At 27.2% G+C, this 20366-nt stretch carries 18 protein-coding genes and 1 pseudogene; all 19 read right to left on the bottom strand.

The annotated features are described in order from the left end of the window. Positions 1–418 precede the first annotated feature (418 nt). Positions 419–1399, bottom strand: a complete 981-nt coding sequence (locus tag IC218_RS00320; protein WP_227482177.1) for an SPASM domain-containing protein — start codon at positions 1397–1399, stop codon at positions 419–421. A 163-nt stretch (positions 1400–1562) separates the two neighbouring features. Continuing rightward, positions 1563–2435, bottom strand: coding sequence for a metallophosphoesterase (locus tag IC218_RS00315; RefSeq protein WP_227434054.1), 873 nt, complete (start codon positions 2433–2435; stop codon positions 1563–1565). Positions 2436–2598: 163 nt separating this feature from the next. Beyond that, positions 2599–3150: a helix-turn-helix domain-containing protein gene (locus tag IC218_RS00310; RefSeq protein ID WP_227434053.1), complete on the bottom strand. Its 552-nt coding sequence runs from the start codon at positions 3148–3150 to the stop codon at positions 2599–2601. A 20-nt stretch (positions 3151–3170) separates the two neighbouring features. Next, positions 3171–4073 (bottom strand): glycyl-radical enzyme activating protein, encoded by a 903-nt coding sequence (locus IC218_RS00305; RefSeq protein WP_227434052.1) that lies wholly within the window; start codon positions 4071–4073, stop codon positions 3171–3173. A gap of 14 nt (positions 4074–4087) precedes the next feature. Next, positions 4088–6460, bottom strand: a complete 2373-nt coding sequence (locus IC218_RS00300) for a glycyl radical protein (RefSeq protein ID WP_227823625.1) — start codon at positions 6458–6460, stop codon at positions 4088–4090. Positions 6461–6649: 189 nt separating this feature from the next. Continuing rightward, on the bottom strand, positions 6650–7333 hold the full coding sequence (locus tag IC218_RS00295) for a hypothetical protein (protein WP_227434050.1): 684 nt from the start codon (positions 7331–7333) through the stop codon (positions 6650–6652). A gap of 254 nt (positions 7334–7587) precedes the next feature. Next, positions 7588–8970 carry a sensor histidine kinase gene (locus IC218_RS00290; protein WP_227823624.1) on the bottom strand — a complete coding sequence of 461 codons (1383 nt, stop codon included), beginning with the start codon at positions 8968–8970 and terminating at the stop codon, positions 7588–7590. Continuing rightward, positions 8964–9677, bottom strand: coding sequence for a LytR/AlgR family response regulator transcription factor (locus tag IC218_RS00285; RefSeq protein WP_227434048.1), 714 nt, complete (start codon positions 9675–9677; stop codon positions 8964–8966). Before IC218_RS00285 ends, IC218_RS00290 begins: the two co-directional genes overlap by 7 nt. Positions 9678–9860: 183 nt before the next feature. Next, positions 9861–9995 (bottom strand): annotated as a pseudogene (locus tag IC218_RS22120) (zinc ribbon domain-containing protein); the annotation flags it as partial. Positions 9996–10007: 12 nt separating this feature from the next. Next, positions 10008–10442 (bottom strand): hypothetical protein, encoded by a 435-nt coding sequence (locus IC218_RS00280; protein ID WP_413927317.1) that lies wholly within the window; start codon positions 10440–10442, stop codon positions 10008–10010. Between the two features lie 416 nt (positions 10443–10858). Further along, complete coding sequence (locus IC218_RS00275) at positions 10859–11413, bottom strand: DUF2812 domain-containing protein (RefSeq protein ID WP_227823623.1); 555 nt, start codon at positions 11411–11413, stop codon at positions 10859–10861. 101 nt (positions 11414–11514) lie between these two features. Continuing rightward, positions 11515–12306, bottom strand: coding sequence for a zinc transporter ZupT (gene zupT / locus IC218_RS00270; protein WP_413926670.1), 792 nt, complete (start codon positions 12304–12306; stop codon positions 11515–11517). A 162-nt stretch (positions 12307–12468) separates the two neighbouring features. Next, positions 12469–13632: a M20 family metallopeptidase gene (locus IC218_RS00265; RefSeq protein ID WP_227434045.1), complete on the bottom strand. Its 1164-nt coding sequence runs from the start codon at positions 13630–13632 to the stop codon at positions 12469–12471. Between the two features lie 63 nt (positions 13633–13695). Beyond that, positions 13696–14883 (bottom strand): hypothetical protein, encoded by a 1188-nt coding sequence (locus IC218_RS00260; RefSeq protein WP_227434044.1) that lies wholly within the window; start codon positions 14881–14883, stop codon positions 13696–13698. Positions 14884–15219: 336 nt separating this feature from the next. Next, positions 15220–16920, bottom strand: a complete 1701-nt coding sequence (locus IC218_RS00255; protein WP_227434043.1) for an ABC transporter ATP-binding protein — start codon at positions 16918–16920, stop codon at positions 15220–15222. 248 nt (positions 16921–17168) lie between these two features. Beyond that, the gene (locus IC218_RS00250; RefSeq protein ID WP_227434042.1) at positions 17169–17444 is read right to left on the bottom strand and encodes a PTS sugar transporter subunit IIB; all 276 of its coding nucleotides are present in this window, start codon (positions 17442–17444) and stop codon (positions 17169–17171) included. 128 nt (positions 17445–17572) lie between these two features. Further along, positions 17573–18106, bottom strand: a complete 534-nt coding sequence (mobB, locus tag IC218_RS00245) for a molybdopterin-guanine dinucleotide biosynthesis protein B (RefSeq protein WP_227434041.1) — start codon at positions 18104–18106, stop codon at positions 17573–17575. Positions 18107–18129: 23 nt separating this feature from the next. Continuing rightward, positions 18130–19311: a molybdopterin molybdotransferase MoeA gene (locus IC218_RS00240; protein ID WP_227823621.1), complete on the bottom strand. Its 1182-nt coding sequence runs from the start codon at positions 19309–19311 to the stop codon at positions 18130–18132. A 253-nt stretch (positions 19312–19564) separates the two neighbouring features. Continuing rightward, positions 19565–20299 carry a hypothetical protein gene (locus tag IC218_RS00235; RefSeq protein WP_227434039.1) on the bottom strand — a complete coding sequence of 245 codons (735 nt, stop codon included), beginning with the start codon at positions 20297–20299 and terminating at the stop codon, positions 19565–19567. Between the last annotated feature and the right edge of the window lie 67 nt (positions 20300–20366).

The raw sequence follows: 20366 nt of genomic DNA, 5'->3' as shown, positions 1-20366 counted from the left end.
AATCATATTCCTAGATAATAAAACAAATTAAATAAAAAAAAACCATAAATTTTAAATTTATGGATTAATTCTTGTAATGATAACTCTATTTGAGGATGTGAGGGAGGGTTATCATTACAATAGGGTATTATATTATGGTTTTTAAGCTAGTCTTTCTATACTCTATATAATACATCTGTTATATGAATTTTATATGATTTTTACATAAATATTTTATGAAGTTTAAATTTTTTGACTAATTTTGTATCTGTAAAAAGTTCTCTAAAAATCCATAACATCATAAAAATCCAACATTTAAGTAAAACATCATAAAAAAATTTGTTCAATAATCTTAACAAGTTACATCACCTCATTAACGATTATTAACACAAAACTAAACAATCAATCATAAATTATTCCTAAAACTTAATTTTGATAATTATTGATATACAATCTCTTGATTATCAATCTTATTTTGCATTTCTAATAAAATTTCTTCAACTGAATTGTCAAATATATTGCCTAAATAGACTCTTTTTTCTTTTTGAATGGAATAAGATTTTACACTGCCATCAGAAGAAATATATACATGGCTCCATTCTGCACCATATTTTGAAAATCTTTCTCTTATATCTTTAAACCTCATATCTTCTATTTTTATTGCTCTTCCTCTAGCTCCCCTTACTACTGTATGCCCTCTTTTTATCAAACTAGTTATTTTTATATCTTCTTTTAATTTAACATGTATGTTATCATTCTCTGAATATACATTCCATATTACTTTATGACGATAATCATCTAATTCTCTTATCAAACTTCTTTCAATAGTAAAACTATCTTTAGTTACTATAATTAAATCAAAATGGTCTAACATATATTGAAATACTTCTTTCATATCTTTGTTTTTTAGAATACCTTCACCAATAACTTCTATAAACCTACACCCTTTTTCATACATACACTTTAATAAACTTATAACTTCAGAAAAATATTGAACCCTATTGTCATTACCATCTATCTCTATTGTAAAGTATAAAGGTGTAAGATATACTTTATTTCCTGTTATCTCAAAAACACTTGATAATGTTTGTTCCTCATCTTCAAAGGTTAAATATTCATTATCATAAAACATAAAAAATTCCATAACCTTATCTCTCATGTCAGGGATATTTCTATATCTGTTGGATAATATATCTAATATATCTTTAGTAGTATTTTTCCCATCACATTCTGCTAGTACAACAACTTGCTTCCAACTTAAACTATCCACACTTCCTATACTTTTTTCATATCCATTTGCCTCATCATAAATAGGTCCAATTATGATATTTTCTTTTGGCCACATATGAACTCTAGTTCCATCTTTTAATTTCGGATATTTGTTTTTTACAGATTCATAAAATCTAATTATATCACCCATGATTTTTAACTACCCCCTATATTTTAAATATTACATGCTAAAAATAACAATTTATTTACATTAATTAAATAATTATTAAAAATTAATAATTGTATCTATTTAATAGGGTTTTACACCAATTTTATATATATGTCATTGATGTTTATATACACAAAAAACCTTATTAATTAGACTTTAATGTAATTCTTACTACTTCTGGTTTACAATTAAGTCTAATGAGAACTTTTGAACCTCCTAAACCTTTATTTAAAACCATAGTGCTACTACCTTTTTCATATTTTCCCCAATCATACTTAGGAAAAAACTCTCTATTTGGAGATAGTACACCTCCAATAAAAGGTATTCTTATTATACCACCATGAACATGACCAGCCAGAACTAAATCAGCTCCCCATTTTACATATTTTTCAAAGAAAAATGGTGTATGAGCTAAAAGTATATTATACTCATTTTCGTTTATTTTACCTAACTTATCTTGTACAAAACTGTCACGCAATTCTAACTTTTTATTATTAGCAAAAAAATATGGATAGCATTCCAATGGTATGATTAAACCATATAGATTAATATAACTATCTCCTTTATATATTCTTACAGATTCATTTTCCATATTTATTATTTTTTTTGAATACAATTCCTTAAAATAATCCCTATATAGATGTTTGTATTTTTTTATTAAAGATTTTTGTTCATGATTTCCAATTATATGGTACACTTCATATTTTTTTACTAAATTATCAATTAAATCTAATGCAATTTGAAAATTTTTATTTTCTCCATCAACTAAGTCTCCTGTTATAAATATAACATCTGGATTTAAGGATTCAATTTTATCTATCAATGTTTTATTATTATTTTTATCAAATACCTTATTATGTAAATCACTTACTTGAACTATTTTAAAATCATTAAATTCTTTTGGAATTTTTTCATTAAATATGGTATATTCTGTTGTTTCTATATGTTGAGTCTCATACTTATACAGAATATATAAGATTGCTAATACTAATACTGTCAATATAACTTTCATAATCATATATTCTTCCTTTTTATTATATTTTATTAATATTATTATAATGCTTTTATGTTTATTTTAAAACAATAATGTTAGTACATGCATACAAATCTTTTCGACATTATAAAAATAAGTTATCCATTTTGGTAATAAATATTTATTCCCAAAATAGATAACTATAAAATTATCTATAAACTTCTATATTATGAAATACAGTTCTTCCGTTATTTAAATTTTTATATAAATGTTCTAGTGTTCCATCAAATCTAATTGAATGTCCAGACTCTAAAATATAAGTTTTTCCATCTACATTAAGTTCAAGTTTACCTTCTATTACAAGTACATACTCTTCCAGAACATGACTATGTGTAGATGAAACATGAGTACAATTTGCTTCAAGCTCAATTATAAAAAGTTCAAACCTCCTTTGAGGGCTAAAAGGATATATAGGATACAACTTCATATTGCCTTGTTGTTCAATAATAGGTTCTACATCCTCTTTTTTTATAACCTCATAAGTGTTTGTATTTTCATTTAACAGTGTCGTAAAGTTTATTTTGAATCCAGATGAAATTTTCCATAAGGTAGATACAGTGGGGCTAGATTCACCTCTTTCAATCTGCCCCAGCATTGCTTTACTAACTCCTGTCATCTTTGAAGCTTTATCTAAACTTATACCCATATCTTGTCTTAATAACCTTAAGTTTTCTCCTACATTAGGAAATTTATTATCCATGTTAAAATCCTCCTGATAGCCTATTTGTATTCTATGATTTTTACTCCTGTAAGCTCTACTATCTCTTTTAATTTTAACATATGGCTATTGCAAATTTCATCAAATTCATACATATAATCTTCAAGCCCTAATGCTTTATATTTATCAAGTCCAAATTTATGATATGGAAGTAATTCCATCTTTCCACCTAAAACATTTTGCTTTACAAATAATGCAGTGTTTCTTATATTTTCTTCACTATCATTCACTCCAGAAATAATTGGTACTCTTATAACCATAGATTTGTTTAATTTTGAAAGTCTACATATATTTTCTAATATTATCTCGTTACTTACTCCTGTATATGCTCTGTGAACATTATCATCCATAGATTTTATATCTACAAATATATGGTCTATTTTTTCAAAGACATCCTTCACTTTATCCCACTCAAAATATCCACAAGTCTCAATTGCTATGTTTATACCTTTATTATAAAAAGCATCAACTAATTCTCTTAAAAATTCAATTTGAAGTGTGGGTTCTCCTCCAGAAAAAGTTACTCCTCCGTTAGACTCAAAGAAAAATATAAAATCTTTTTCAACTTCCTTTACAATCTCTTCAACAGTCATTTCTTCAGTCATTATACAGATAGCATCATTAAGACATGTTTTAACACATTTTCCACACAAATCACACTTATCATTTATTTGACTTCTGTCAAATAATGAACTTATATTTTGAGGACAAACATCTGTACACCTATTACAAGATATACACTTATCCTTCATGACTCCTAGCTTTACTATATTGCTCCATGAATCTGGATTAGAACACCACTTACATTTTAATTTGCATCCTTCTAAAAATATAGTAGTCCTTATTCCATCACCATCATTTACTGAAAAATGTTGTACCTTTACAACTTTACCTTTTTTACTCATAATCTACCTCATAATTAAAATTTACTGTGTGAGTTTCTGGCTATTATAGCATCTTGCATCTCTCTTGATAAATTAACAAATTGAGTACTATATCCAGCAACTCTAACTAATAAATCTTTATATTCTTCTGGATTTTCTTGAGCTTTTAATAAGACATCATTTGATATTGTATTAAATTGTACGTGGAATCCACCTAGTGCAAAATATGATTTTACCATAGAAGTTAGATTTCTAAGCCCTCTTTCTGTTTCAACCAAATCTTGATTAAATCTCAAATTTAGAAGTGTTCCTCCAGTGTGAACATCATGATTTATTTTTGATGCAGATTTCATAGCTGCCAATGGACTTGTTGTATCAGTTCCAACAAATGGAGAAACTCCTTCTGTCAAAGGTTTTGTAGCTTTTCTTCCACATGGAGTTGCACCTACTATTTTTCCAGTTGGAACATAGTTTGATATACCCATAAATGCACTATTAAATTTAGAACCAAAAATATCCTTATATTTTCTAGTTTCACTGTAATAAAAATCAGAAACTTCAATAGCCAATGAATCTACATAATCATTGTCATTTCCATATTTAGGAACATCTAAGGCAAGTTTTCTTAATTCTTCATAGCCTTCCCAGTCATTATTTAATGCTTTTGTTAACTCTTCTAATGTAGTCACCTTATCTTCAAATACTAATTTTTTTATAGCTGCCAATGAGTTTGAAACTACACCTAGACCTATGCCTGTTAAAACAGGTCCTATATTGTATTTTGCCCCACCTTTACTTAAATCAATACCTTTATCCAAACAACCATCTACACAGGTAGATAAAAATGGTCTTGGTACTATTTCTTTATGAATTTGTTGAGCAACAGTAGTTCCTATAACAGAATTCTTGATAAGATATGCTAGTTGCTTTAAAAACTCTTCTTTAACTTCTTCAAAAGATGCAAATTCATTGATATTTTTTACATCTAACCCCATTTTTTCTCCAGTTAATCTACTCTTCCCTTCATTCATAGCATATTCTAGTGCTGCTGCAAAATTAATATTTACTGCTGAAGTCCATTGACCTGTCTTTCTAAAGTGAGGAACTACACAACCACAATTGCTCCAATCTCTTGCATCTTCTGCATCATATCCATCTTGAAGTAACATTTGTGCCCCTGCACTATCACTGTGTATAGCAGGAAAACCAGTACCTTGTTTTACTAATTTCGCAACTGCCATAACAAAATCATCTGGTGCTCCCTGACTTATTCTAACACTTAAACCTGGTTGATGAGTTTTTACACTTTCTGTTGCCTTTAAACACATATATGAAATATCATTCGTTCCATCAGTTCCATTTCTCTTTTTGCCACCAACAGTAAGGTTTTGAAATTGGTTGTATCCTGCAAAATAATTTGCTGTATTTGCTGATATTGTCCATACCCACTCTGATAGCTTAATCCATAGAGCCTCTATCAACTCTTGAGCCTCTGATTTAGTTATATTTCCATTTTTAGTATCTTTTTCATAATATGGATACATATATTGGTCAAATCTACCTAAGTTCAATGCTAATGGATTTTCAGATAAAACACCACCTAATTGCACAAACCATACAAATTGTATCGCTTCATAAAAACTAGTTGGAGGATTTGCTGGTACATTCTCACATACTTCTGATATTTTTATAAGTTCTAACTTTCTTTTTGAATCTTTCTCTGATTCACTCATTTCTTTTGCAAGTTTTGAATATCTATTTGCCAATGTCATGATACCATCTGCAACAATAGAAATAGACTTATAGAAATCTATTTTTTCAATATTTTCTGAAATTGATATATCTAATTCTTTTATCTTCTTATCTGCTTCTTTCTTTATCCCCTTATATCCTTTTACAAATAGTATATCTTGATAATCTGGAGTTACTTCCCCTACTGCCTGTCTCCACTTAGAATCATTATCTATTATTCCTGTATCTACCAATATCTTAGCTGTATCTTCTGGAATTCTTGCTAAAAAAACTTCTTCCAAAGATTTACCCTTCCAATATGGAAATATCTCTTTTCTTATAAATTCTATTTGCTCTTTTGATATGACATATGGGTCTTGAGTTCTTTCATCAAAAGTATCCATTTCCTTATCTACCCATTGCCAAGAAAATTCTGGTGTTAATATACCTGTTCTTCTAAATTTACCAGCTGTACCTACAATTAATTCATTCTCAAATATTTTTATAGGAAGTTCTTTGCATGCATCTAAAAAGGCTTTCGCTCTTCTTATACATATGGCTTCTCCCTCAGTCTTTTTATGTGATTCTGTAAAAATTCTAGCCCTTTCACAACATATCATAGGTTTAGAATTAACGTATTCTTGTCTAAATGCTTCTATTCTATCAGTTTGACTCATTTAAAATCCCCCTTTGGATAATATATATTAACTTTTGTATGTTATAACATACTTTAATTATATTATACTGTCCTTTAACATAAAATGGCAACCACAAATAATATATTTTTGAATAAAAAACATTACTAAAGATAAATATGAATTTTATTTTATAATTTATTTCTAACCTGTCATAATTTATTTATTACATTAATGACTTGAAATATCAAATTCATATTCTAAACTCAATTTTAGTACTTTAGTAGATTTTTTAACTTTGTTAACTTCAACATGTATATCATTCATATAGGGAAGTTCTACAGAGCCTACACCTTCATTAAATATTTTTATAACTTTATTTGAAAAATCTTTCTCAGTTAAATCAGTATTAGTTAATGACTTAAATATGTTGTACATAAATTTAATATATTTATCACTTTCAGCTAACTTTTTATTCTCAGGATATTCTTTAGCACAGAGAATATCTACTACTGATTTTCCTTTTTTGTTATCTTCAGACATAGAGTAAAATAAACTTCTAATATCTTTTTCAGGTGGCTTTTCAAATCCATTTATAGAAACTACAAAACTTCCATCTGAATTTGAATTAACTACCTTATAACCACTATCCGTTATAGCCTTTGAAAATTTTTGAGATAAATCTTTTTTAACTTCTTCCAATCCTTCTACAGTACTAGCTTTTTTTGAGTAATCCTCAAATAATTTAATAGAGTCATTTTTTTTAGCTTCAATTGAGTTGTTTGATGAATTTTCACTAGCTTGCTCTGAGTTATTTAAATCTTCATTGGATACAGTTGTTGTGCATCCTACCATTAAGCTTGAACTTATACTTAAAATTACTATCATAGCTAAAATATATTTTTTCGCCTTCATATATATTTTCCTCCATTGTATTTCTACTTTTCAAGTTTTTATTAATTACATCCTGTATTACAATATCTTGTATTTTTATTATTTTTATGGTTAGTTTTTCAATCTATATCACCTTTCTTTGTAACTAATTCTTATAATTAAGATTAGTAAAATTATAAATTTCTTTATGCTTAAAAATAAGGATGTTATCTTTTATTATTAAAAAGATAACATCCTTATTTTTAAGTATCAATATAGATGCCCCAACTAGTAACTTAATCGACCCAACTGTCAGCATCTTGATTCAATGGTATGCATATATTTAGTATAAATTTGTCTTTCTGATTTTCAAATAATAATTCTCCATTATACTCTTGTAAAGACGATTTAATACTTTGAATTCCTATTCCATGTACAAATTTATCCATCTTATCTGTTAACAGTATATTTTTATTAGAAATAACATTATTTGCTTTACTATTCTCACATTTAAGTACAAAAAATGATTTTGTTATAGTTCCTTTAATTCTAATATATCTATCAATATTTTCATCTGATATTTTCTCACATGCTTCTATTGCATTATCTAAAATATTGGCAAATATGCTTGACACATCTATGGGTTTTATAAAATCAACTTTTGAAAAGTTTATGTCACAAATAAATTTAATTCCCTTTTTGACAGATATTTCACTCTTCTCATTGATTATAATGTCTAATATCATGTTTCCTGTATTATAAATAGATTTGAACTCTCTAATTTCATCTTTTAAATTATTTATATATTCATTAATTTCTTTGCCATCATTTTTAAGATTATCTATACAGCAAATATGATTGTTTATGTCATGATAAAGCTTCTTAACCCTCATATGAGATTCTTGAATACTTAAATAATGAGCATATTGCATATCTAACTTATTTTTTATTAATTCATTCTGAGATTTTAATTTATTATCTTTTATTATTTGCCTAAACAATAATATAAGAACAATGGTGCTAGCTCCTATTATCTTTGGATTTACAAAATTCTCAAAATAATATGGTTCTGAATGTAACCATCTAAACCGTTCTAATATTCTTGATATATAGACTCCAATTATATTCATGGTGTTAGCCATTAGAGCAAATAACAAATATACATAATTCCTTTTATCTTGGCTAAGCAATTTAAATCGATTATACAGAAAACTAAGTATCATATATACAAATATAATAAGTAGATTACTGTATATGTAAACCTTTATATTATCAGAATCAGATGCCAAAAGCCACTCTTTAGATGAAACAAAATTACCTGTAACTACAAAAAATAAAATTCTATCTACAACATCTTTAAAACAATCATAATAAATATTAAATAGGAAAAAGAAAATTATAAATTTAATATATCCTATGTTGTAAAAATAATTATAATATATCGCCCATACAATAAATACTACAACATCAATCAAATAGTACATATTATTAATATAATTTTCTTCTATATTAAATAATCTAGTTATTTTAACTATAATATAAATTAATCCCAATAAAGTATAAAATACTATTTGTTTGTCTTTTTTATTATCTTCTTTATAAATTAATATCCTTTTCAGAATAATAAATCGTACACATATAGATACAATTAATAATAAATCAGACATAAAATTTAACATATTGTATCACCAAGAAATTTCAAAAATTTTTCCTTAACCTCTTTATATCTATATCTACTAATAGGTACTTCTTCTCCACTTTCTAAAATAGCAATATTGGGCTTTATATTTTCTACATAACTTAGATTAACTATAAAGCTTTTATGACATCTTACAAATTTATCTAGTTTTAAATCTTTTTCTATTTTTCCTAGACTATACTTTACTCCAAAACCCTTATTTATTGTGTGTATTAACATATCTTTTTTTTGAATTTCTATATATTTTATTTCATTTAAATAAATCTTGTATGTATTAGACTTGTTCTTTATTACAATGTAATTACTTTTATTTGTTTCAATATCTTTAATACAAGTTAATATATGTTTTTTTAATTCTTCTAATTCTATGGGTTTTAACAAATATCTATAAGCTCTTACTTCATATCCTTCTTGCACATAATCTATTAAAGAGGTTATAAATATTATCTCCATTTTATTATCTACTTCTCTAATCTTTCTTGCAGTATCCATTCCATTCATTTGCTCCATTAGTATATCAAGAAGAAGTATATCTATATCTTTTAAACTCACTTTGAGTAAATCTTCTCCAGAACTATATTTTTGTATTTCATATTCTACATTAATAATTTTTAATATATTATAAAGATATTCTTCTATTAAACATTGTGTTTCTTTTTCATCTTCACAAATTGCTATCCTAATCATAAGTTCCTGCTACTCAAAATATGGTCAAATATATCCATATAGAGATTTTTCCTTCTTCACTGAACCTCGCCTTACCTAAGCGACTACGATTTTGTATAGTTCTCCAAAGGCTTAAATTCCGAAGTTAGCTCTCCGTACATATATAAGCACTCTTGAACCACGTGTGTGCGAATCAATTTGATTTTAAGCTAGCTTATATTTTTTAGTATTTTTAAGATTAATACTTGCATTTAAATCCCTATCTATAGATAATCCACATTCACATTTGTAAACTCTATCTTTGAGTTTTAAGTTTCTTTTAATCTCTCCACACTTACTACAAGTCTTTGATTATGGATAAAATCTATCTGTAACTCTAAGTTCTATGCAATTATCCTTACATTTAGATGTTAGTTTGGTTCTAAATCCATAGAGTTTTTGACTCACAATAGCTTTTGATAAATGCTTATTTTTCATCAAGTTAGAAACTACTAAATCTTCAATTACTATATAAGATGGCTTGTTTTTCGCTATCTCGCTTATAGTTTTATTTATATAATCAGTTCTTATATTAGCTAATCTTTGATGAAGTTTTTGTACTTTGACTACTTGTTTTTGAATATTTTGACTAGTAGCTCTCCCTTCTTCTATTTTATTTCTTATTTTTAAACTTTCATATTTCCTTGAAAGTTTTATCTGTTCTCTTTTTAACTTCTTTTCAACTTCCTCATTATCTCTAATCTTTTTCTTGTATTTTCTTAATCCATATATGCGACAACTAATCATCTATTATCATTCCTTTAGCACTAGCATTATTGTCTGAGAAATTCAACCTGATTTTTAAATCATCTTTTTAATTAGAAGTTGAAACCCTTGTATAAATGTTTATAGTGTTTACTCATACAATCACACTTTTCTGTGATTGTATTATACTATATTTGATTATATTTAAATATATTTTTATTTTCTAATTACAACGCCTTATACACTTTCTTATTACACACTATTGAATTTTTTTAATTGATATATTTAAATGTGATTTTAAATATCCGATACCTTAGAATAACATTTTTAAATTATTCTTATCAATACTCAAGATTTAAATAAAATCTAAAAGGTTATAACTGATACGAATATATATAAAGAATAACATTTATTGATAAAAAAAGTGTCTCAAAGTCATTTTGAGACACTCTCCATCTTTATTTAGTTAATTTTTTAATCCTTAAGTAATACATTATTCTTCTATATAATTGTACCAAATACAAAATTAATAACATAATTTGCAATGCGATAGTACAAATATCTACTCCATAACCATTAAATAAATTTCTTATTTCAGTGAACAATAAATATATAAAAATAACTACTAAAATAGTAAATAAAAATACATTCATGAATAAAATTGATTTTACTTTATCTTTTTTATCCAAATCACTATACAATTTAGGAGGTACATCTTCATATGTTTTACTCCATACATACCATGAAGATGTACCTATAAAACTACCAATGCTTCTAAATATAAGATTCCACCCTCTATACTTATGTTTATTAAAATAATCTTCCTCAGCATCATAATAATAATCAATGGCATATTTTATTTTTCTTGGAGTTCCTTTATAAAAATAAAATATTCCTCCAAATTTACTTATCTTATATAAGTTATATCCTTGTTCTTCCATATCTTCTAACCATTCTTCTATCCTATCAGGTGAACTATACCAATCAAATTTAAACTTCATTTTCTTTTCCATAAAATTCACCTCCAAAATGATATTTTTGACATATGATAATCTGTCTTAATAATTATATCATTTTGATATTAATTTTAGGTTACAATTGGATATCTAAAAATCTATTTAAATAGCAATAAACTAATAGCCATAACAACCATTCCTGCAATTAATCCGTAAATTGATAGATGATGCTCACCATATTCTCTAGCTGATGGTAATAGTTCATCAAGTGATATAAATACCATAATACCTCCCACAAGAGCAAACACAATTCCAAGTGTAGTGTCATTTAGAAAATTTCTAAGAAGTACATACCCAATAATGGCCCCTAAAGGTTCTGACATTCCAGATAAAAAAGAATAATAGAAAGCTTTCTTTTTATCTCCTGTAGCGTAATACACTGGTACAGATACAGATATTCCTTCTGGTATATTGTGTATAGCTATTGCTATAGCTATTGGTATCGCTATTGTAGCATCATCAAGCGCCGATATAAATGTAGCTAACCCTTCTGGAAAATTATGAATTGCTATAGCCATTGCTGTAAATATCCCAGTTCTTAAGAGAGATTTATTTTTTTGTATATTTTTTTCATCCAAATTTTCCATTTTCTTTATCTCATGAGGATTTTCTTCTTGAGGAATTAACTTATCAATAATTGCAATGATAGCCATTCCTGCAAAAAAAGCTATTACAGTTGACCAGCTTCCTAATTTTTCTCCCATAGACTTTGTTAAAGCTTCTTGTGCCTTAGGAAATATTTCTATCATAGATACATAAATCATAACACCAGCAGAAAATCCTAAACTTACAGAAAGAAATTTAGTATTGGTCTTTTTAGCAAAAAACGCTATACAACTTCCTATTCCAGTAGACAAACCTGCAAACAAAGTTATTAAAAACGCAAACATTATATTACTCAATTAAATCACCTTCTTATTAATTGATATTGATTATCATTTTCTTTTATAGTATCATATCTTTTTTTTATAGTCAATATTTATAGTAATTATAGACAATAAAAAAGCAGAGTATAAACTTAATCTCTGCTTTTTCTTTATAGTATATTAAATTTATTTATTTAAAAAGTCTACTGCATATTGAACATATAAGGCAGTTCCAATCTCTAAAGCATCCTCATCTATATTAAAACACCCATGATGATGAGGATAACAAGCTCCTTTAGCTTCATTTCTAGCCCCTACAAATGCCAATGCACCAGGTGCAATATTCATAAACTCAGCAAAATCCTCTGCTCCTGTTACTTTTTCAAATAGTGCTATACTTTCTTTTCCAAATAGCTTAATTACTGCTTCTGTAGCTATCTTTGAACATTCCCTGTCATTTATAACAGCTGGTGTTAAATATCCATACTCTAACTCAGCCTCTGCTCTATATGCTTCTGCTGTAGATTTTGCTATACGTTCTAAAATCGTAGGAATCTGTTTTCTAAGTTCTGGATTAAATAATCTTATTGTACCTTCTAGAACAGCTTCACTTGCTATTACATTAAATCTTGTTCCAGAATTTAAAATTCCAACACTTACAACTAGCGGCTCTAAAGGACTGACTTCTCTACTAACCATGGATTGTAAGTTCATAACTAATGCAGAACTTGCAAGTACCGCATCAACACCTTGATGAGGAAGTGAACCATGACCACCCTTACCTTTTACAGTAATTTTGAAGAAATCAGCAGAAGCCATTCTTGGACCTTCTTCAACTGACACAGTCCCACACTCTACATCACTCCAAAGATGAATTCCAAATACACCATCTACACCTTCCATAGCGCCATCTTTAATCATAGCTCTTGCACCTTTACCTACTTCTTCTCCTGGTTGAAAAAATAATTTCACAGTTCCATTAATATCATCTTTAATATCATTCAAAACCTTAGCTGCTCCTAAAAGCATTGATGTGTGACCATCATGTGCACAAGCATGCATAAGCCCCTCATTTTTTGATTTGTATTCTACTTCCGTACACTCAACAACTTGAAGTGCATCCATATCTCCTCTAAGTGCTACAGTTTTTCCTGGATTATTTCCTTTTATAGTTGCGACTACACCTGTCCCTCCAGATGATACATATGGTACTCCTATTTTATCAAGCTCTTCTTTAATTCTCTTTGATGTTCTAAATTCTTCCATACTTTTTTCAGGATTTTCATGAAATTCCCTTCTAAGTTTGATTACATAATCTTTATATCCATTTGTTATTTCTTTAATATTCATTCCAGACCTCCAAGTGTAACATATTCTTCTTATTTTTTAAATGCCTTATTTATTAATTAAAGTTTATATAAGATTTACAAAAATACCTGCTATTACTACAGAAGCTATTGTTACTGTAGTAAATCCACCAACAAGCATCTTTGGAAGCATTTTATCCATCAGAAATTCTTTTTCTTCTGGAGTTTCAGCTAGAGCCTTTACTGCTTCTTCAGTTAATATATAATTTGGTGGGAAACCATAAAGTGCTGTAAGTGAAACTGAAAACGCCATTTCCTTACTTTCACCCAAAAATTTACCTACTATAATAGAGAATATTCCCATACCTATTACACCAAATATTATAATTCCTACAAGAGGAACAGCCATTTCAGCAAGCATTGCTGGTGTAGCTTTTGCTAATCCTGCAAATATAAAAGCCATCAATGATGTCATTAACCATCCAAATGAACCAGATTTATTAAGTGGCTTTCTGTCAACTATTCCAAGTTCTGATGCTATTACACCAAATATTAAACAGATAACATATCTTGATACAACTTCATTTGTAAGATTTGTAAATTGTACTGCTAACCATGCTACAAGTCCTAATCTAAGTATTATCATATATGTTGTGTCGTACTTTTCAGGTAAATCTGGAATTATCTTAAACTTACTCTTTTGTTCAGGTACTTTTTCAGTTTCTTCTTCAGCTTTAGTTACAGTTACTTTTCCACTTCTAAAATCTGATAAAAGTCTTTTTCCTTCTTTTTTAAGCATCAATGCTGTGATAGGATAACCTGCAAATCCTTGTGCCACATACATTAAAATCGCTAAAACTGCCAAACTCGCAAGACCTTTTGCTGTAGCCGCATCTGCCATCATTATAGATGCAACTAATCCTCCTGTAAGAGGAGGTGTAGCGATTACAGCTGTATCCCATCCAAACACTAGAGTTCCTAATGCCAAAGCTCCTACACATATTCCTACTATTCCTGCTAACGCTATTACAATTGTTTTCCATTGACCTGCTAGCTCTTTAATACTCATCATAGTTCCCATATGAGTTATTAATAAAAGCATGCCTAATTGTGCTAATGGTGTCCCTAAAGCTGCTAAATCCACGATATTTTCTGGGAAAAAAGTCCAAAATCCTACTATAAATATAATTGCTGATACAAAAACTGATGGAACAAAAGCTTTAGTTTTTGCTGAAACTACATCTCCTATCGTCAGTGATACTAAAACTAGACAAAAAGCTGTTATTGCCTCCATACAAAATCCCCCCTCATAAATAAATATATTTGTATACAATGTATGTATAGTTATCCATTATTTTACTACTTTTAAAAAACATTTCAAGTCAAAATTCGATTTTTTTCATAAAATTCTATAAATTCTATAAATTAAAGTTAGTTTTCTAAATTATTCTTTTTGTAAAAACGTTATCCTGTAATTTGGCTATTTAACACTACTTTTATAAATAGAATTAAGTATAATTTGCAAAAAATAAAACATAGAATACATTTTTCATAAAACATCTCATTAATATAAAATGAATTTGCTTTATGAATCTTAATATATTCTATGTTTATAAATTTAATGTATATGTTAGTTATTGTGTAATCTACTATATACTCCATTTTTATTTACTAACTCTTCATGAGTACCTCTTTCTTCAATTCCTTTATCTGTCAGTACTATGATTTCATCAGCATTTTTTATAGTAGTCAACCTATGTGCAACAACTAAATTTGTTCTATCTTTACTTAACTCTTCTAAGGACTCTTGAATTTCTCTTTCTGTTACATTATCTAAAGCGGAAGTAGCTTCATCCAATATTATTATTGGAGGATTCTTTAAAAAGATTCTTGAGATTGAAATTCTTTGTTTTTGTCCCCCAGATAATTTTACTCCTCTTTCTCCTATATAAGTATCATATCCATCTGGCAAAGTTTCTACGAAATCGTGTATTCTAGCTTTTTTTGCAGCCTCAATCATCTCTTCATCTGTAGCACTAGGATTTCCACAAAGAATATTATCTCTTATAGTTCCTGTAAATAAAAATACATCTTGTTGAACTATACCTATATTTTTTCTCAAAGATTTTAAACTTACATCCCTGATACTTTTTCCATCAATTTTTATATCACCTTTATCAAACTCATAAAATCTTGGCAATAAATTACACAATGTAGTCTTTCCTCCACCAGAAGGACCTACTAAAGCTATAGTTTTACCAGCTTCTATAGATAAACTTAGATTATCTAATACTTGGGTATCATCTTCATATGTAAAAGATATATTTTCTATCTCGATGTTACCTTTTACATGTTCAAGTTCAACAGGGTTTTTAGCTTCTTTTTGATGGTCCTGTTCCATTATCTCTATGAATCTTTTAAAACCTGTCATACCATTTTGATATTGTTCTGTAAAATTTATCAATTTCTTCATAGGTTGTATAAACATCTTTACATATAATATATATGCAGCAAAATCACCTAAAGTAATTTTCCCAAGATAAGTAAAGTATCCACCAGCTATAACAACTACCCACTCCAAAATATCCATATATAAATTCATACCAGAATAATATTCTGCCATTACTTTATAAGAATCTTGTCGTGCTCTCCTAAATAATTTATTACTTCTTACAAACTTATTTAATTCTTCTTTTTCAGTACAAAAAGACTTAGTTACTTTCATTCCAGCTATGCTATTTTCTAAAGTTGCATTTACATCACCTATAGTAACTCTACTTTTCATAAAGGCTATATTCATCTTATCTTTTTTTGTTATAGCAAACCAAATTATAAATGGCAATATAGCAAAAATTATAAGAGTAAGAGGAATATTTATATCTATAAGTATAAAGAATGAACCAACTAACATTACTATAGAAATGAATAAATCTTCAGGACCATGATGTGCAAGTTCTGTTATATCCATTAAGTCATTTACTATTCTAGACATAGTTACACCAGATTTATTATTATCAAAATAAGTATTTGGAAGCCTCTGTAAGTGTGTAAATACCTCATTTCTCATATCAGCTTGCATATCTACACCAATGACATGTCCCCAATATTGCATAAAATAATTAAGCCCTGCTTTTGCTATAAATATAAGTATAAGTACAACTGCAAAAACTACTAGCATTCTTAAATTTTTATTTGGAACAATGTCATCCATTATATTTCTAGTTATCATAGGATAAACTAAATCACATAAAGAAAATAAGAACGCAGCTATAAGGTCTAATGTAAAGATTTTCTTATATGGTTTATAATATTTGACAAATTGTTTTATCATAAGTTTTAAATCCTCCTTTATCAATACGTCTAAAAAATACCCTTAAATTAGTATAACATAACACTAATTTTAAATCTTTTATAAAATTGCAATTCAAAAGAATATGTTTCATAAAATTGAATACTTATTTTATATAATCATATATTTAAAATACACCTAAAAAGAGCCATATCTATGTAAATAAAATTTTACAAGATACAACTCTATATTTAGTACTAAATATTTTTTATAACTGTAAACTCAAAAACTTATTTTAAAGCATCCAATATTTTCTTATCTAATGCAGCAGTATTTATACCTGTTATGTATGCTGTTGCTTTTATTGCAGGTATATCATAAGTTGTTGGCAATATAGTAGTAGATACTATCAAATCAGCACCTTCTTGTTTTGTTGCACATTCAGCAATTTTACATTGTATAACTTCTGCTTGTATGTTATTTTCTTTAACCAATCTTTCTACTTTGTCGCAAACTACTGTTGATGTTGCAATTCCTGCTCCACATGCTACTAATATTTTTTTCATATTATCCTCCTACGATTTCTATAATATTTTATAATTCAAAATACGATTTTTATAATTAAATAAATTTCTCATATCTTTGTTTATATATAAATAATTATACCATTTTATATCAAAATAATATCTTAAAATTATTCTTTTAATATGTTTTTTATTTCACTATCATTTAATTTTAAAGTATTATTTTTTATACAATATTCTATGTACTTTGATACATTTTTATAGTCATTCAAACTAAACTGCTTAATATTTAAATCATATTCTATGTCACTTATAATACCTATCAAATCAGATTTATTTGATAAAATATCCTTATACTTATCCTTTCTAGTTACCTCTAATCTTTTAAATCTATAATTTTTATATCCTTCTATAATAATCAAGTCCATATCTTCATAAAACTTAATCATTTTATATAGTGGATTTTTATCTTTTAATTCTTCAATATATGCTAACCTCTTATTTGATATTATACAAACTTTCCTCGCACCTGATTTTCTATGTTTATAAGTATCTTTCCCTTCCTCATCTATCTCAAAATCATGGCATGTGTGTTTGATAACTCCAACATTATACCCTTCTTTACTTAATTCTCTTACTATACCTTCAATCAACGTAGTTTTACCTACTCCTGAATAAGAGACAATTGATAATACATTATACATAAAACCATATCCCCTTCATAAAACTATATAACAACAACATCTACTAATTGATTTTCTTTTATTATTTCTCTCTTTTTTATCTTAATCATGCAATTGCTTCTCAATGTTGCAGATAATCTAGCCTTGGCATCTTTTTTATCATTTAATGTAACATATAATTTACCTTCATCTGTATATAATTTTCCACTTACAAATCTATCGTTATTTGAGACTTTGTTAAATTCTCCTTTAAATATAGCTTTTATATAATGATTGCTGTCTTTATATGTTAAATACTCAATCACAGGAACAACTACATTATCAAATACCACAATTGCCGCATGTGGATTGCCAGAAAGCCCAAACAATATTTTTTCTCCCAATGTAGCTACATAACAAGCTCCTCCAGGTTTAATATTTATCTTCCAAAACAATTCTTTTGCTCCTATGTTTCTAAATACATCTGGTATTAAATCTTTATCTCCAACAGATACACCACCTGTAGTAATTAAAAAATCTACAGTTTCTAGCATATCCTTTACTTTTTTTTCTAATTCTTGTATATCATCAGTACAATTACATATTGTATCTGCTTGTATTCCAAGCTTTAAAAGCTTTGAATATAATGTATATCTATTGCTATCATATATTTTGCCATCCTCCAAAGTTTCATTTATATCTTGTAATTCTGTTCCTGTATTTAAAATACCAACTTTTAAATCATCATATACAGTTAATTTAGATATTCCAAGACTCGCTAATACTCCTATACCATCATACCCTATATTTTGATTTTTACTAATAATTAATTGACCTTTTTTTATATCCTCACCTTTAAATATATAATTGTCATATTCCTTTAGTTTTATATTTAAAGTTATCATGTCTTCTCTAGTTGTCACATCTTCTTTCTTTACTACACAGTTTGCTCCCTTTGGAATTTTTCCACCAGTCATTATCTTCACTGCTTCATTTTTATTTAATATACCATCAAACACTTCTCCTGCATATAATGTTCCTATAACCTTTAAATTTTTATTTTCAGAATTTGCATCATATACATAACCATCATATGGTGACCTGTCAAATGGAGGACTATCAATTGTTGAATATATATCTTCTGCAACCACTTTATTTACTGCTTCTATAAGATTAACTCTCTTAATCCTACTTATTGGTATAACATTTTCTTCAATAATTTTTATGGCATCTGCTAATCCTATCATTTTAAATACACCCCAATATATTTTTTATTTAAAAACATTCTTAATGTAGTATAATTGTAAATTGCAATAAATCATTTTAGCTTATATTTAATTATAACTAATTGTTATCTATAATTGCAGTTTAAATTTAATAAATCTTATAAAATTATCATTAATTGTATTAATTTCAATTTTATACATTTTATAAAAAAAAACTGCTTCAAGTTAGAAATTTACTTCTACCTTAAAACAGACTTGTATGCTTTAAAATTCATTATTCTAATAAAGCTCCTTTTATTATTTTTACAACTTTATCACTCTCAATAGTTTTTATAGACTTTATTTTATTATCTACTATACTTATTGTAAGTATTTCTTTGTCTAATAATTTATTATCTTCTTTTAATCTATAACTCTTCACTACCCTATTTCCTTCATGGTTATATGCTGTTAAATTATAATTGGCATTACCCACGATTTCATTTATCCTAGATTCTTCAACTCCAATATACTCTCCCAAGTCAATGTTTTTATATTCCTCCAAGGATACAGCTGATTTTTCATTATCATTTGTTTCAATCATAATACCATAACTTTCATCTATAGCTGTTATACTTTGTGATGAAAAGGAATTTGTTTCAACATTAACAACTTTATTTTTATTAATGTTAATGTATAAAGCACTTCCATCTAATTCATTGTTTCCAGTATATTTAGGGTAAACTAATGTCATATAACTTGATGTATTTATATCTTGCATTGTATTTGATTTTTTTAAATTCTTATTTTTTATATAATAAATTGTGTTATAAGGTATTCCCATATTTTTTATAACATATTTATAATCTTTATCCATCATTTCATTAACATCATTTTGAACTTTTGTCATAGTTTTTTGCTGTGTTGCTTTACTTGCTACTTGATTTTTCTCTTTAGTAGTTTCTTTATGACATCCAACAAGTACAATCCCTAAAATAGTTACACAAACTAATGACCTTTTTAACTTCATAAATCAATCCTCCTTTCTTAAATTTTATAATATTTATCTATATCTCATTGTGTGATTATCTTTTTTT

Source organism: Clostridioides sp. ES-S-0005-03, from assembly GCF_020658455.1.
In the GTDB taxonomy this organism is placed as follows: domain Bacteria; phylum Bacillota; class Clostridia; order Peptostreptococcales; family Peptostreptococcaceae; genus Clostridioides.
This window is presented reverse-complemented; position numbering and strand designations above follow the sequence as displayed.

Coding starts and splice junctions, on each gene's coding strand:
- IC218_RS00310 (WP_227434053.1), bottom strand. CDS start 3,150: ATGGATAATAAATTTCCTAATGTAGGAGAAAACTTAAGGTTATTAAGA.
- IC218_RS00280 (WP_413927317.1), bottom strand. CDS start 10,442: ATGATTAGTTGTCGCATATATGGATTAAGAAAATACAAGAAAAAGATT.
- IC218_RS00240 (WP_227823621.1), bottom strand. CDS start 19,311: ATGATAGGATTAGCAGATGCCATAAAAATTATTGAAGAAAATGTTATA.
- IC218_RS00295 (WP_227434050.1), bottom strand. CDS start 7,333: ATGAAGGCGAAAAAATATATTTTAGCTATGATAGTAATTTTAAGTATA.
- IC218_RS00300 (WP_227823625.1), bottom strand. CDS start 6,460: ATGAGTCAAACTGATAGAATAGAAGCATTTAGACAAGAATACGTTAAT.
- IC218_RS00235 (WP_227434039.1), bottom strand. CDS start 20,299: ATGAAGTTAAAAAGGTCATTAGTTTGTGTAACTATTTTAGGGATTGTA.
- IC218_RS00285 (WP_227434048.1), bottom strand. CDS start 9,677: ATGATTAGGATAGCAATTTGTGAAGATGAAAAAGAAACACAATGTTTA.
- IC218_RS00315 (WP_227434054.1), bottom strand. CDS start 2,435: ATGATTATGAAAGTTATATTGACAGTATTAGTATTAGCAATCTTATAT.
- IC218_RS00320 (WP_227482177.1), bottom strand. CDS start 1,399: ATGGGTGATATAATTAGATTTTATGAATCTGTAAAAAACAAATATCCG.
- zupT (WP_413926670.1), bottom strand. CDS start 12,306: ATGTTTGCGTTTTTAATAACTTTGTTTGCAGGTTTGTCTACTGGAATA.
- IC218_RS00260 (WP_227434044.1), bottom strand. CDS start 14,883: ATGGAGGCAATAACAGCTTTTTGTCTAGTTTTAGTATCACTGACGATA.
- IC218_RS00305 (WP_227434052.1), bottom strand. CDS start 4,073: ATGAGTAAAAAAGGTAAAGTTGTAAAGGTACAACATTTTTCAGTAAAT.
- IC218_RS00290 (WP_227823624.1), bottom strand. CDS start 8,970: ATGTTAAATTTTATGTCTGATTTATTATTAATTGTATCTATATGTGTA.
- IC218_RS00275 (WP_227823623.1), bottom strand. CDS start 11,413: ATGGAAAAGAAAATGAAGTTTAAATTTGATTGGTATAGTTCACCTGAT.
- mobB (WP_227434041.1), bottom strand. CDS start 18,106: ATGTATAATGTATTATCAATTGTCTCTTATTCAGGAGTAGGTAAAACT.
- IC218_RS00250 (WP_227434042.1), bottom strand. CDS start 17,444: ATGAAAAAAATATTAGTAGCATGTGGAGCAGGAATTGCAACATCAACA.
- IC218_RS00265 (WP_227434045.1), bottom strand. CDS start 13,632: ATGAATATTAAAGAAATAACAAATGGATATAAAGATTATGTAATCAAA.
- IC218_RS00255 (WP_227434043.1), bottom strand. CDS start 16,920: ATGATAAAACAATTTGTCAAATATTATAAACCATATAAGAAAATCTTT.